The following is a 16,257-nucleotide window of genomic DNA, read 5'->3' as shown; positions in this document are numbered from 1 at the left end:
TCTCCTATTCGTCGTCGAAACTAAATTGCTGCTGACCCGAAGGCTTTTGGCTTTCACTTGAAGAATTAGCATTCGTACCTTTTTGAAGTGGGTCTGCCGAATCTCGTTCACTTAACGGTGCTTCGTTTTCATCCCCATTATCTAGCGGGTCTGGAGGGGTGTGAGTAGTGCCTTTACTTGCGAAAATAGCGTCCAATTGATGAAGTAAACTGGATGGAATATGGGTATAAAACACCCCTTCACCTTGCTCGTTCTCTGGGTGCATACCACGTAAATAAAGGTAATAAACGCCGCCAAAATGGATATCGGGGTCATAATCAGGCAGCGTATTGCTTAAATAGCGGTGTAACGCTAAGCAGTAGATTAAATACTGAAGATCATAAAGGTGGTGCTGATTATTGTGAAACAGACCTGAAGGCATGTAGCTTTCAAGGGTATCACCCAGCCAGGTTGACTTGTAATCGGCTACAAAGAACTGACCGTCATGTTCAAAAATTAAATCGATAAATCCATGCATCATACCTTTAAGTTTAGCCGTAATGAACTGGGGAGCCGGTTCAGCCTCACCGCCTAAGGTTTCCGCCACGCTTTGCCGATGGGTATTAAGCACTTCTCGAAGCTGTTTCCACTGGGTATCGTTCATTGGAAAATAAAACTCAGCCTCGCGCAGAGTTTGCTCTAACGTCAAGTCACTCATACACAATTGCATATTGGGGTACAAAGGCGTTTGTAAAACTTCTTCAAGCCACTCGTAAAGAAAAGGCGTACGCTTTTCCTCTAACCCAAAGCGATTCACTAACTCTTTGCCACTTTCTTCCCACACCGGCGCACTAAAATCACTGTGTTCTAAGATATCGTGAAGTAAGTTACCTGCACTTGCGCCCTTTTCTAGCGTAAAGCGCAAGTCATTTTTCGTTACTGCGCTCGTTTGTATCAACGGGGTGTGAGAGTCTACATCTATAGCACCAAGTATCTCTCCGTCAGTGGAAAGCGTATCGAGCGCGTACACTTCTTCATCGCGTACGGTTTGAAGTACAGGTACGCTTGGAAGGCTTTGACCCGCGCCCTCAACAGTATCTGTACTTTTCACCGAGCCTACGGTAGTTAAACGGCTCATGGCTGAAAATGAATAGAGCCGCCATTCTTCGCTTGCAGTACCCGTAAATTGTAGTGCTGTGAGTTGAGGTATCGCGTCACCTTGTTCAAAACCTGAATAGATTTCTTCAAATTCATCGCCGTCAATATAGCTAGCATGAGACTCATCCTCCTCGGCGACACGGCGTAATACACTCTGCCAGTCTCTGTTCGTACTCTCATCGCCACTCACGCCCAAGGCGCGGGCCAGCGCGCTTTTTTCGTTATTAGCCAGTGGAATAACCCCCATGTAACAACGGTGTGCCGCACGCGTCACCGCAACATAAGCAAGGCGCATGTCTTCTGCTTCGCTTTCGCGTTGAACACGAGCTATAGCTTGAGCGGTCTGTCCTAACTGCATTTGCAAATCTTGCTTGTCTTCATCGTAAAAGGTAAATATTTGTGACGTAGATTTACCATTTTTCGATGCATCCTTATAGCCGGTTGCGTAAGGAACAAACACGATGGGGTATTCAAGGCCCTTTGAACCGTGCTGGGTAATAAGGCGAATTAGCTGGCTGTCACTTTCAAGGCGTAACGTAAGTTCTTCATCACTTTCTGGCTTGTGAATTTGTTTATTTAACCAGTCGAGTAGCTGTTCGGGTCGCTGGTGCGTGGTACTGGCTTTTTCCAGCACTTCGGCAAGATGCTGATAGTTTGTAAGCGCGCGCTCCACGTTATCAGCATGGGGGACGTAGCTGTCTTGCATTAGGTGCAGAAGTACGCTCATACAGCCTTTTTGAAGCCACATGTCGCGTAAAGACAATACTTTGTCCATCGCTTTATCCCACATAGTATCATCTTCGTGGTAAAGCAGTTCAATGAGGGTCTGCGGGCTATAGCCCCAAAGCGGAGATGCTAAGCTAGAGGAAACGTTGCTTGTATCGTTCGCATGCCATATACCGTTTAAAAGCCTAAGTACATCTTTCGCTTCGGCACTGGCAAACAAGTTGCTGCGATCACTTAAATAAACGCAGGCTAACCCTTTTTGCTGTAGAACGTTTTTGATAGCGCCGGCTTCGGTCCTGTCTTTTACCAAGATAGCGATATCTTGCGGCTTTACCGGTTTTGTTTCGCCGTTGTCCAATTGAAATTGAGCCTCGTTTAGCAGGCGATAAATCTCTTGCGCAATCCACTGCGCCATTTTACGACGCATAATGTTGGTATTTTCTTTCTCTTCCAAACACAGGCTCACGTAATTCATCGCGCTACGCTGCGCTGCAGGGTCTATCAATGGGGTTTTAGCCGCTGCCGCTTTGGGCGTAAATTCAACGGGGTTGTATTTGATATCAAAGCCAAACACATCAGTTGGGGTATTTGATGCCACAGGTGCACCATAAAATAACCGGTTATAGGCTTTTACCATCCCCTCTACCGAGCGCCAGTTGGTGTTCATTACCCAGCGATAGTCTGCTTGTCTGCCCGCCTTCAAGTAGGTGAAGATATCCCCTCCGCGAAAGCGATATATCGCCTGTTTAGGGTCGCCAATCATTAATAACGCACTGACTCTTGCCGACGCGCTCTCCTCGTTATCGTTTGAAAGGTCTGTTTCTGTTTGTGAGGCCGAATTGCTCGATGCATTGGGATAAACCGCGTCCAAAATGGCGTATTGCTTGGCATCGGTATCTTGGAACTCATCAATAAGCGCCACAGGAAATTTTTTACGAAGTTCAGGGACAAGCGTATTGTCAGGCTTAACCACCTCATCGGCTAACATGCGAATGAGATCGTCAAAATCGATAACACCAAGCTGCTTTTTCTGTTTATCAACGCGCCCTTTAATGAACGCAATGGCTTCTACAACCAGCTTAAACACGGGTACTTTAGCCAGTGCCTTATCCTTTTCGCCGAATACTTTTTTCAATGCAGCAGCAAATTCTTTAATCGGCGTTAGTATTTCTTTTACCCCTGAAGAATTTCTCGCGTAGCGAGTGCCTTTAACAAACGCTTCTGCTTCAGGCGGGGGTAAGTAATATTGCCCGCTATCTGCGCATGAACGTAGCCAGCTCTTTAATGCGGCCAATTCCTGCGGCCTTTCTTTCTTATGAGCAGGTGTTTTAATAAGCTGCTCAACTAACAACCCCTCATTATCTTCTACGCTTTGCGATAGCGTTTTTACGTAGGCCACAGAAGTATGCGGCGATTCATCTAGCTGCCTTTGATAGGCAAGCTCAATATCCTGCTCGCTAAGCATTAATGGGGTCAGAGTACTTTTAATGCTGGCATTAAACTCCAGTAACAGCCTTTCAGGTGTATGCCACCCTGACTCTGCCAGCAGCCTAAAATTGTCTTCGTTCTTGCTCACCTTTCGAATGTAGTCTTCTGCCGCCTGAAGGTACAAATCGCTAGTGTCATTACCTAAGTTTAACGACATGGCAAAACCACTGTTAAACGCCAACTGGGTAATGACGTGCTGGCAGAAGCCGTGAATAGTGAAAACCGACGCTTCATCAAGTTCTAACTGTGCAGCTTTTAGCAAAGCCAGGCTTTCGTCGGTATTACAGCGAGTAAACAAATGCTGATAAACAGGGTCGCAGTTGCTGTCAATTTGATTGTCATTCTCTTTGGCTTGCTGCCAAATCAGAAACGCCTCTCTTAAGGTTTTGGCAATACGCCCTTTTATTTCTTCGGTGGCAGCTTTGGTGAACGTCATTACCAATATTTCTTTTACCGTCAGCTTTTTTTCTAACAGTAAGCGCAAATATAACCGGGTAATGTTAAAGGTTTTACCCGTCCCTGCGCTGGCTTCTATTAGATGCCGCCCTTTTAATGGCATTGCTACCACATCAAGCAATTGCGCGTCATTGTTGGCCTTTTCATTGGTTTCAAGCTGGGTTTGGGTTGCCATATCGCTTGCAGAGGATGGGGTAATATTGCTCATAACTTCTCCTCTTGAGACGCGTTGTTTACCATGGCGAATAGTAAAAAGGCACTTAAATGCGGCACATCACTCCAATTGATGCCTTGAGGAAATAGCCAGTTAAGATAAGGGTTATTAGCCATGTCAGCGCTATACTGCCCGCTACTTTGCTGCCAATCGGTTAGCGCCCGATGTAATTCTACCGTGTCGAAAAGCCCAGCCGCTTGAGTCATGATTTGCTGTGCTTTTTCGCTTGCTTCATCGACAGTGTCGTTATCTGCAATGGGGCAGACTTCATCAATAGCCTGCTTTACTTGATAAATAACCGCTTTGTCGGTTTCACAGGAATTGTCAGCACTCAATAGCGCCCTAAGTAGGTGTCCAAACATTTCAGGTTTTATACTGTCGACAATTGGTTTACATTCTGAATTTCTCTTACCAGGTATAATGCTACCAAACAAACTTAAATGCACGGGGGTTGGCGCGGTGTAAATAGCCATGTAAAGCTGCTCTATAAACAGGAGTAACTGAACGGCGGACTCGCGCTCAACTGCAGGAAATTTCTGTTTTTTCAGAATAGTTTCGCCTTTTTCCCACGAGCAGGCGTAAATTTCTAATGGGTAATTGGTGTAACTAGTTGTTTCATCGCTACTTGAAAATATCAATTGTGAGATGAAAAAGCCTAGCGCCCGATGAGCGTCAACTTTCCCGGCGCAAAGCTCGACTAATGCGTCGCTGCCTTCTAGTGCCGTGGTAGTGAAGGTAATATACTTACCTTGAAACTGTGCTTTTTTGTGCTCGGCATCGTGAGGGCCCATAGCTTGACTTAGCGCTAGCGCCCCCTCTTTCCACATTTCAACTTCATCCATTGCCACTGGGTTATTGGGAATATCCCCTCTAAGCGAAGCAAATGTAATTACTTGCTCGCTGTATGTAAGTTCACTGGCATCAAGTTCTGACGAATTATTGCGCTCAGGCGAGGAAAATATAGCGTCGAGCACCTGATAACGCAGCAATGCATTTGTTTCGAAAGGTTCGCTGTTCTCAAGCAGGGTAAATGATTGCGATAAATTCACGCCAAGCCTTTGTATGGAAAAATGCTCAAGCGGATCTTTAAATGCTCTGGCGATTTGCATATTCGACAAACGTAGCGCTTGTGTTGCAAGTGCGCGGGGCGACTGGCTAATATCAGCTGTCGCCGTATCAAGGGAGGTATCAACAACATCAGCGTTTTCATTCGTATCAGCCGCGTTAGCACCTAATTTGTTGTGCTGAAGCGCATCGGCTAGGCGAAGCCACCCCGTTTCATAACTGGGCAACGCCCCAGCAAAAACCGGTTCACTGAAGGGATGTAACGGCGCATGAACCGCGTATTTCTCTAGTGACAATGCATAGTTATTTTCAAGCATATCCATGAACTCAGCCAAAACGAGACTGGGCTGCCGTTCGCTGTTATTCGTTACATCGTTACCTTGATAGCTTAAATACAGGCTTTCCCGGGTTGAGATAATAGCTTCTAGGAATAAGTACCTGTCTTCCAATCGTCTAGAGCGATCGCCAACCCTGCGACCATCACTTGCCATTAAATCGAGCCCTAACGGGCTTGATTTACGAGGAAACTCACTGTCATTCAGGCCTAAAATACACACTTTTTTAAACGGTATGCTTCGCATTGGAAGCATAGAACATACCGTAACCTGACCGGTCATAAAGTGGTTTCCGGCATCTGGAGATGAAAATCGATTGAGCAAAAGATCTCGAACCTGTCGCAAGGTTAATTCGTGCTCATAGTTAGCTTCTTCACACCGGGCGGCAAGGTCTGCGGCGACTTTGGCGATGAGATCCCAGCTTTGCTGCTGATCTTTTGTAGGCATAAAGCAGGCGTCACGAAGCGCAATCAATGCTTTAGACCACTGTTCTGGCGGTCGGGGTTGGGTTAACTCTTGAGCAAATTCCCCCAGTAACGCCACCACTTCTATGAGCTTACCTAACGTTAACGCGCTTTGCCCTTCCACATCGGGAATGGTAAGTACATCACTCACTATCATTTCGCTATCTGGCGCAAGCATGCCCATAAGTAAACGGCGAATGCCCCACCACCAGCTATAGGTGTCGTCTAAATTTACGCCTTCTGACACCGCAGTTTTATGAGCGCTATTAAGGCCCCAATGAATGTGTGCCTGCTTTAACCAAACGACCATTTGCTCTATATCATCTTGAGACACGGAAAAGCGCTTTTGAACCGAGTCGAGCTGTAAGTAATCCAAAATATCCGATACACCAAAGCGGCTATCCGGTAACTGTAGCAAGGCCATGAATGCTGCAATAAGGGGCTCTGCATCCATGGGGCTTCTGTCAGCAATAGTACAAGGAAGACGTACCTGGCCAGTACCACCTAAAGATTTGGTACCCACTCGGTGAAATACTGCATCAACAAACGGCGCGTAATTCTCAATCGCCGGGCACATCACCAATATGTCAGAGGGTGTGCGGGTTTTGTCTTGAGACAACCAGTGCAGCAAGTGGTCATGTAACACTTGAACTTCGCGCAGTGCAGAATGGGTGCACATTACGGTGACACTGTCGTCTTTGTTCTTTAATTGGTGAGTCAGTGGCTGGGGGTGAGCAGCCTGAAGGATATCATTGTGAATGTAGTCGAGCAGGCCTCTGGAATGACACTGTCCGTGTTCATCCTCTCCCTCACCTGCACTTTCGAAATCTGGCGAGTCGAATGCACTTATTTCAAACGTATCCAGCTCGGTGAGTAAGTTAAACAGTTCTCGGCCCTGCTTTCCTAAGTTGCCAAGCAGTGGGTTGGATTGGTCTTCTTCCATCCACTTTTTAAGTCCTTCTAAACGAAGCAGCTTGGCTTGCTCACTACTACTTTTTGCTTCACCCCAATAGTTAACACTGGGGTTGAGGTGAAAGATATGTATATCGATGTGCTGGGCAAGGGCATCGAAAAACGCAATGAGTTGGGGCGCCATGGTGTTTATGGCAAAAACAATAACGCGCTTGGGCAAATGAGCAGGTACGTTACCCGCTTCTAGCGCTTCCAGCGTCATTTGGTGTAAGCGTGCGGGATGCAAAGGCTGGTCTTTCGCTAAAATTCGCCAAATTTCACTTTGCCACACTTCCATATCGTCGAATACGGCTCGCTCGTTATTTTCCCATTTAAACAACCAGTCAGGGCGATACAGCAAGTATTGTTCGTATACGTCAGCCAGTGCCGTAGCAAGCTGAAGCCGCTGCTCTTGTTCACTACCTGCACTTTGCCAGTATTTGTTAACCTGCTCGAATGCATCGCTATCCATTAGCGCATTATCTTGAAGAACATTATCTATACGCCACGTGAGTACTTCGCGGCGATAAGGCGATTGTTTCGGTACCTTGTCAGCCCCCAATACAGTGCGTGCTGTATTCCACATAAAACGCACGGGCAGTGGGTAGTCGATGTTCATAGCTACGCCGTGTTCGTTAGCCATCTGCATGCTTACCCAATGCTGCATACCTGGGCTTTCAACCAAGATCGTTTCTGGGGTAAATACGCCTAAAGGTTGTTGACGTAAAAGCGTAGTAAGAAGAAAACTTAAGTGTTCTAATTTGTTAGAGGGATATAGCGCAAGCAATCGAAAAATCCTTTGTAGAACGAGCCCTTAGATAATGTATAGATAGCGAACATTCATCTTAGATATTCAAATTAGTGTAGCGCAATCAGCGTAGTAGTTAAGTGATTTCTTTCCAATTTAGCTAAGTAAATTGCTTATGCCGTCTGGACCGGATAAATCGTGTACTCTTAAACCAAATACAATGCTTTTTGAAAGCGTAAAAATGAAAAATACTGCAGAACGAAACGAGTGGGGTTTTACGAAGGAAAGCAACGATAGAAAATCGAGACAGTTGTTAAAAAAAACCCATACAGACCTCAGGACACGAAAAATCTGTATGGGTAAGGTTTACGGTCTACTCAGTAACAACGTGAATAAGCGTTGCCTGGCACTCATTCACGTTAGCGCTACTGCGCAGCACTGTTAACAATGATTGTTTTGCAGATAGAGTGCCAGTTTTTTACTTCATATAATTCAATAACTTAGAAGAAGCAAAAAAACATGACCAATAGGTCACAGTTGCACCGTGGTGCAGGTGCACCAAGAGCAAGCAGTCCGTAAAGAAAATGCTAAGCCATTACCGACTAAAATTTATCAGTTTCTCAGTAAGCGTCATTCAAGTACAATTTGCCCTTTACAAGAATCACTGCAATTTCGCGTGCCACTTCACGGTCAGGAGCAATAATGTTAACCGCCCAACAACTCGCCACTATGCTTTCTCTTCAAGACAAAATGAACGCCAAAGTAAACCCCGATTGGCTGAATGCGGGCTATGGATACTTGCGGGCCGCCATGGTTGAGTCGGTTGAAGCTATTGAGCACCACGGTTGGAAATGGTGGAAGGCGCAACAAAAAGACTTACCGCAACTGCAAATGGAATTAGTTGATATATGGCACTTTGCCCTAAGCGCCTGCATCATTGAATATAACGGTGACATTGAAGCGTCAGCTAAAAGTATTGCTGCTGAGCTAGCAAGTGGCGATACATTAGTAACGTTTGACGGAAAAGATTACGATGCAGCAAACCAGTCACTGCTGGACAACCTAGAGTTAATGACTGGCTTATGTGCAGCAAAACGCTTTAGCGTGCCGTTATTTATGTTTATTGTGAACCAATGTGAAATGAGCGCAGACGAGCTCTACCGACAATATGTGGGTAAAAACGTACTGAACTTCTTCCGCCAAGACAACGGCTATAAAGAAGGTACCTACGTTAAAGTATGGGAAGGCCGCGAAGATAACGAGCACTTAGTTGAAGTAATGGATGCCCTTGATTTAACTAAGCCCGAATTTAGCGACTTAGTTTATGAAGGTCTGCGCAATCGCTACCCTTCATAAGGTAGGCTTTTCACGAAATCACGGGGTGTTAGAAAGCGCCCCTGCCTACTATCACCCGCCTACAAGCGGCGAAAGCACCGAACGCCACCAGCTTAAAGGGGTATGATTTCAAAACACAGTCCCTTATATGTAAAAAAGCTCTGCAAGTTGCAGAGCTTTTTACTATGAACTTAGCTAAATAGCGCGGGTCTCTACGCGTTTACCCACACAAGTTTTTCGGAGTAATCGCCTTGAATAATACCTTCGAAACGCTCTTCTAAAACGTGTCGTTTCACTTTCAACGTGGGTGTAAGTAAGTCGTTTTCAATACTCCACTCTTTTTTCATGACCACAACACGATCCATCACTTGATGGCTTTCCAACTTAGCATTTATGGCATCAAAGGTTTTCTTAAGGCTCGATTCAATGCTTGCCTTATCTTTCTTGTGCGCCTCTTCGCTAAGCACTAGCAGAGCCACAGGTTGAGGAAGGTTTGTACCTGTTACACATACCTGCTCTACGATAGGGTTTTCCATAAACTTCGCTTCAATTGGCGCTGGCGTCACGTACTTGCCTTTAGCCGTTTTGAAGATGTCTTTTAAGCGGCCTGTGATTTTTACGTAACCATCAGCGTCAATCACCCCTTTATCGCCAGTACGCAAATACCCATCTTCGGTAAACACTTCAGCGGTTTTTTCCGGCTCTAAGTAATATTCCAGCATATTACATGGCGACTTAACCTGTATCTCACCCTCTTCAGACGTTCGGATATCTACGCCATCATAAGGCTTTCCAATGCAACCTATTTTATCGTGGCGGAACGGAACGCTACCTGTGCCATAAGCACTGTTTTCGGTCATGCCCCACCCTTCAGAAATATTAATACCTATTTTAGCAAACCACTCGATTACGGCAGGCGCTAACGGTGCAGAACCACTGGCCCACAAACGCGCGTTGTTTATGCCTAAACCATTGCGAATTTTTTTCGCTACAATTTTGTTGAGAATTGGAATTTTCAACAAGGTATCGAGTTTCTTTTGCGGCATTTTCGCTAGCACGCCCATTTGGAACTTCGTCCATAAACGGGGAACAGAAATAAATAGTGTTGGCTGACAATGCCCCACATCTCGCTGAAATGTAGCCAGGTCTTCGACAAAGTGAATCTTTCCACCGCTGTAATAGCTGGAAAGCTCTACAAGCACTCGTTCCGTGATATGCGCCAGAGGCAAGTAACTCATTGTACGGTCGTTTTCATTAATGCCGAGCTGGTCCAACGAGCGGCGAGCAGCCCAACAAGCAGTATTGTAGCTGTGTACTACGCCTTTTGGCTGACCTGTACTACCTGATGTATAGATAATGGTCATGATGTCGTCCATATCTGGTACAGGCGAATCTTTAATAGGCGCAATATCCATAAACTCAGCCCATTGTTGCTTGGTAGCAATGTTGGGGTAAGGAAACGCCACCGTTAGGTATTCAGTTGGAATAGACGCTACCTGCTCTGCGGTATTATCTAGCTTGCCCACAAAAAGTAACTGTACATCAGCGTGCTTTAATACGTATTGAACAGTGTCTGGCCCCGCCGTAGAGAAAATAGGCACCGAGACATGACCTGCCATCATTATGCCTAGGTCGGTAATAAACCATTCGGCGCAGTTTTTTGAAAAAATTCCAATTCGGCTACCTTGTGGAAAATTGAATTCACGCAGGCGGGCCGCTACCTTTCTGGCTTGTTCGGCGACTTGCTTCCACGTGTAATCGTGATATTCACCTTTAATAGGCTGGGTAAGAAATACATCGTTCCCACGGTTCTGTTCCCAGTGGTACAACATACTTAATGGCGATGTTATTACTTCCGTGGTATTTGCGTTTGCTGTCATGTCTAGCGGCATAGGTCACTCATATGTTGTTATAATGTAGCTCATTTTCACAATGATTTCACAGACTTCTAATAAGCCTTATTTTTTATTGAAAAACAAGCTTTTTAAACAAGCGTTTACATTCTATGCGACGAATGACGGGGCTTGAGCCCCTTAATTTAGTTTTCTTATAGATTGGGCTTTTGCATTTTTATGGGCTTATTAGCTTAAAATCCCTGCCCATAAATGCCTTTATGACCAAGATTTAAACAGCAGCGGAGCCACCTCACTCGCCGTGCAGGGTTTGGCATAAAAATAACCTTGGTGGAAAAAACAGGCTTTATCGATTAACTCTTTTACCTGCTCTTGTGTCTCTACGCCTTCCGCTACGCAACTCATATTTAGATTACTAGCTAGCGTGATTGTTGTGGTTACCAAGGCTTCATTAGCATTTCCCGCCGCCATTTCGTTAACAAAACTTTTGTCTATTTTGAGTACGGATAGCGGATAGCGCTGCAAATAGCTTAACGATGAATAGCCCGTTCCAAAGTCATCTAACGCAAGGATAAACCCTTCCTTAACAAAGCGCTTTATCTGCCTTAACGCATTATCACTGTCGTCCATAAGTACTCCTTCAGTAATTTCAAATCGGAAGGCCGATTTAGGAAGCTTAAACTCTTCAAGCACGCTCAGCACACCACCAAGATCAAACTCGGTTTTAAAGTGTAATGCAGATAGGTTAATGGAGACGTATCCGTTAAATCCTTGCTCGTACCACTGTGATAAGTCTTCGGCTGCTCTGCGCATCGCTTGCCGCGTCACTTCTATAATGTACTTAAGCTCTTCGAGAACAGGAATAAACTGATCTGGGTAGAGCGGTTCATCGTTTAGCTTTCCACGTAATAGTAGCTCTACGCCTATTGTCGTGTTGGTACGGGCATCAATGATTGGCTGGTAGTGATTAAAGAAGCAATCATCTGAGTAGGCACGTTTTACCTTATTCTCTAGCAACAGACGCGTTTTCGCCCGTTCGTTCATATCACGGGTAAAGTAAGTAAAGCCGCTAAGGGCATCTTTTTTCGCGCTATACATGGCAACGTCGGCCTGCTTTATCAAGTCAGCAGGTTCAGAGGCATCCTCTGGATAAAATGCCACGCCAATGCTACAAGAAACACGAAGTACTTCTTCTGCTAACGAGATGGGTGTTTCAACCGATTCAATTATTTGCCCTACAAAAGAGCTTAAATCGTCGTCATTTAGCACTTCTTCAATAACAATGACAAATTCATCCCCACCTAACCGGGCAACCGTACCCGACTCGGCCACCAAATTTCTCATTCGATTGGCAACAATGCGCAATAGCTTATCGCCGTAGTCATGACCTAGCGAGTCGTTAATGCCTTTAAACCTGTCTAGGTCTACAAACATCACGGCTACGCGATGCTTATTGTGACGAGCAAGCCCAATAGCATGCTCTAGCCTATCGAGTAACAAAGTACGGTTAACCAACCCGGTTAAGCTGTCGTAGGTGGCTATTTTCAGTAATTTACGTTCAGCATTTTTTTGTTCAGTGATATCTGAGATAACAATTAGGTAATGGTCGGCTGCATTGCTTTCGCCGCTTACTGCTGTGATATCAATTAGTACATCGTAACGTTTACCGTCAGCGCCATCGATAACCGCCTCGTCTTTCCAAAAGTCACCGCCTTGCATCTCAGGAAGTTTTCCAGACAGCTGGCGATTTAAGTTCGGATAGCGCATATACAACTTAGCGAGTTGCTTGGGTAAGGGCTCTTTATTGTTAAAACCAAATACTTGTTCGAAAGCAGGGTTAGCTGCGACTAAGCGCTTTTCTTTATCGAAAATTAATACCCAATCGCGGGTTTGTCTGAAGGCATCGCTAAATAGCGTAACCTGTTGTTTCGCCTTTTGTAATTTGAACAACTGACGCTGTCTGGAGAGTAAATAAGCGACGAATAAGCCAATAACAAGCGTTGCATAAATAGTGTAAGCCAACGGTGAGCGCAGCGGCGCATAGGGCATAGAAAGGGTTATCTCGGCCGGTAACACGTTAAAATCGAAGCTGCCCGGGGTGGGTACCACAGAGAAGACGTAATCGCCGGGCGATATGTTGGTAAACGTAATTTTCGCGTCTTCCGTAACCCCTTCGGTCGCCACTTTGTCGCCATTTAATAACTTGTAATAGTATTTAACTTTCCCGACGCCCGACATAGTCAACGAAGAAAAGTGGATAGTTAAACCATAATCTTCGTAGTTTAAGTCGAAGTGGTGCCCATTTAAGTTCCTTAAGGGTTGATTCAATACTCGATTGTCTACCGCCACTTCAGTAATCGCGGTTTGCTTACCAAGTAAACTCCCTTCAGGCTCTAAACTTTCTAATTGTGACGGAGAAAAAACCACAGCCCCGCTTGTAGAGCCGTAGGCGAGTCGCCCGTCTTTCAACTTAATTGAAGCACCTTGATTAAACTCGGACACGCTAAGTTCGCGGCCATAAATAAAGTTTTTAATTTGGCCTGTTGATGGGTCGTATTTATGTAGCCCCTTATGCGAGCTGAACCAAATATTGCCAGACTCATCTTTTTGCAGCCCATAAACAATGTTTGAGAGTAATATGTTGCTGTCATTTAAGTTATAAAGGGGTTCAAAGGTATCAGCGTCTACGCCAATTAACCCCACGCCGCTATAAGCAAGCCACAACACACCTAAATCGTCGATTACCCAAGAACCAATAGAGCGGTCCCTTCCTCGATGAACCTCAGAGAAACGGTATACGATTTCGTGCTGGCTCGTCTCTGGATTAATTAACCACAACCCACCCTCTGTTGCGAAAAACAACCTTTTTTGGTGATACTCAGACTCGCCTAAAAACCCGTAGGAGAAATTAATATCGAAAACACGAGGGTCGAGCTGTAACGGCGAAATTGATTTTTCGGCGATGTCATATTTCCAATAACCTTCATTGCCAATGAAATACAGTTGGCCGTTGCTAGAGAGCGTCGCGCCCGGACCATAAGCATCGAAAACGCTGCTATCACCACCGTTTGCTATCTCTGGCCGTTTTGCTTCACCGCTATTTGGGTTAAAAATACGTATACCATCATAGGTCTCAAGAAATATTGTTCCGTCCGGGCCAGGTATAATACCATCGACTGCGCCATTGCCTGCTATCGCATATTCACTGTTTGAATACAGGTATTTTTCAGCGCTTTTGGCCAAAAAGTCGTAATGATTTAGCCCGTTTTCTGTGCCTAGCCAAAGTTTATTTGGCTCTGTCTCTGCGAACGCCCATATAACATGGCTAGTAAGAACGTCGTTACCGACAGAGCGCTCGTTTTGTATCGCAAAGATATTTGCGCTTTTAGTGCCGAAATACAACGCGCCTGCGTAGACCGAACTTAGCCACAAGTTATCGGATTCGTCTTTGGCAATTGCCGCAATTTTTTTGTTTGATATTTCTGTTAAGCCGTTATTAGGCTCAAGAATATGTTCGTATTGCCAGCCATCATTTGCTGACCAGGTTAATTGATAAAGCCCCTTGTTAGTGCCCATCCAAAAAGCATCATCTTTATGCTGTACTAGCGTCCAAACGTTTCTATCTGCAACTACTTGCGTAAATACATGTTCTTTTTCGCCACGTACTTGCTGAAGGAAATCCTGTTTATTCGCTACGAAGACACCCAAAACAGTGGAAATCCACACTCTACCGCTATCGTCTTCCAACAAAAACTTGGCATTTAAGTTATCCAAGTTGGCGGGAATATCGGCAAGATAATCTAGCTCTTTAAGCGGCTGCGCGATGTCGTTAACATTTTTGGTGTAGACGCCGTCAGTGGTTGCTACCACTAAGATATCTTCAACCGTTATCGCTGCCCGAATGGCTTGCTTATTGTCGAGCAACGTTTCGGGTAATTTAGCTAAGGTTTCAAGGGTGTCTGTCTGTGTATTGAACCGCTGTACTTCTTCGCTCAGCGCAATAATTAACTGCGTATCGCTCTGCCAATGGAAGGTTTCACCGTGCTGCACAAAACCTTCTAAATCGCGAAAGTCAGTAGGTTCAATTTGTACGACTTCTTGTGATTCTAAATCGAGGTAATACACACCTCGGCCGTAAACACTAAACCAAAGCGCCTCTTCACCCTGTAGTGCTAAACGGTAGATTGAAGCGTCGAAAAGTAGGTTATCCGGCCCAGCAACACGCTTCGTTCTAATGCCATCCCAACGAACCAACCCACCGTCTGTCGCTATCCAAACAAATCCGTCGCTATTGATGACAATATCGTTGACGATATCCTGGGGAAGGCCGTTCTTTGTCGACAGTGATTGGAATACAGGGTTAGACAGCCGAGGCGCCGCCACCGCTTGCGTCGCGGTGATTGCCATCAGCAAAAATAAGTAAGCAAAACGTCTCATTGGGAATGGGTCGCACGTTTGAAATTGTTATTATAAATCTAAGTGTAACAGAATGTTTGAAACTTGGGCAGTTTCATAACTAAGGTTTAACACAGAAGTTATTAGCGACTATCGTATTGATAATAATGGGCTATTTTTGCAATTTACGGGTGGAGCTATGCACTAAAGATCTGCAGCTCCACGCTTTGCGTTATCTTTTAACTTCGATGTGGTTAATCTTGTTGAACGGGGATCCGGCCCACCGGGATAACCTGTCTTCTAATACTTGGCTGCGGCGCTAAGCGGTACAAGTCGCCGTTTTGCCCTACATAATGTTTTGAAACACCACTCGCTTTCGCAATGTCTGCGTGAGCCTTAAGGTGTGAATGCTCACCATGGACCGGAATGGCAATCTCAGGCTTGACCCAGTGATACATAAGTTTGAGCTCTTCTTCACAAGGGTGGCCGCTTGCGTGAATTGGCAATGTGCTATCCTCGCTATGGATAACTGCTACGCCTTTTGCCGCCAACGCTTTGCTTAACCGTTCTACACTTTCTTCATTGCCCGGTATGACTATTGAGGAAAATAATACGGTATCTCCTTTTTCCAGCTGTAAATGCGGATGGCTGTCTTTTGCTAGTCGCGCCAGCGCGGTATTTTTCTCCCCTTGACTACCTGTAGCCACTGCAAGTACTTCGTGAGGAGGTAGGTAGCCTAAATGCTGAGGATCGGTAATTGGCAAGTCATCGGGCCAAATACCCTGTTGCTTCGCAATACCGTACATGTTCATAAGCGAACGGCCATACAGCGCCATGTACCGCTTAGTCTTTTTTGCCACTTTGGCTATTGAAATAAGCCGCGCAATATTACTGCCGAAACAACCTACCACCACCCTACCCTTTATGGGAGCAATTGTGCTCAGCAATCCGTCGTAGCAATTTCTTTCGGAAATAGAAAAGCCGGGTTTGGGGGCATTAGTAGAATCTCCCACCATGGCGAGAATATTTTCTCTACCTAATTGCTTATACAGATTTACATCAAACGGCAAGCCTGTGATGGGGTTAGCAT

General features: G+C 45.4%; 6 protein-coding genes. 1 reads left to right on the top strand and 5 read right to left on the bottom strand.

Translation table 11 applies throughout. The features are described from left to right. Window positions 1–4: 4 nt before the first annotated feature. Both recB and recC read right to left on the bottom strand, forming a co-directional pair. Entirely contained in the window at window positions 5–4,015 is a 4,011-nt protein-coding gene (gene recB, locus ACTRWF_RS14955; RefSeq protein ID WP_462835781.1) for an exodeoxyribonuclease V subunit beta, read from the bottom strand. Continuing rightward, complete coding sequence (gene recC, locus ACTRWF_RS14950; protein WP_462835780.1) at window positions 4,012–7,623, bottom strand: exodeoxyribonuclease V subunit gamma; 3,612 nt, start codon at window positions 7,621–7,623, stop codon at window positions 4,012–4,014. Before recC ends, recB begins: the two co-directional genes overlap by 4 nt. A gap of 663 nt (window positions 7,624–8,286) precedes the next feature. Here recC and ACTRWF_RS14945 point away from each other — a divergent pair. Further along, complete coding sequence (locus tag ACTRWF_RS14945; protein WP_012519155.1) at window positions 8,287–8,940, top strand: dUTP diphosphatase; 654 nt, start codon at window positions 8,287–8,289, stop codon at window positions 8,938–8,940. A gap of 191 nt (window positions 8,941–9,131) precedes the next feature. On the opposite strand, the gene ACTRWF_RS14940 is transcribed toward ACTRWF_RS14945, so the two are convergent. The 3 genes from ACTRWF_RS14940 to ACTRWF_RS14930 all read right to left on the bottom strand — a co-directional run. Next, window positions 9,132–10,811, bottom strand: a complete 1,680-nt coding sequence (locus ACTRWF_RS14940) for an AMP-binding protein (RefSeq protein ID WP_012519156.1) — start codon at window positions 10,809–10,811, stop codon at window positions 9,132–9,134. 219 nt (window positions 10,812–11,030) lie between these two features. Continuing rightward, window positions 11,031–15,209 carry an EAL domain-containing protein gene (locus ACTRWF_RS14935; protein ID WP_462835779.1) on the bottom strand — a complete coding sequence of 1,393 codons (4,179 nt, stop codon included), beginning with the start codon at window positions 15,207–15,209 and terminating at the stop codon, window positions 11,031–11,033. A gap of 212 nt (window positions 15,210–15,421) precedes the next feature. Next, the coding region (locus ACTRWF_RS14930) for an MBL fold metallo-hydrolase RNA specificity domain-containing protein (RefSeq protein WP_462835778.1) at window positions 15,422–16,257 on the bottom strand (836 nt) is incomplete at its 5' end.

Source organism: Alteromonas sp. G5_S2_22_S1 (assembly GCF_054968525.1).
Note: the sequence above shows the minus strand (reverse complement) of the source record. Positions and strands in the feature narration are given on the sequence as shown.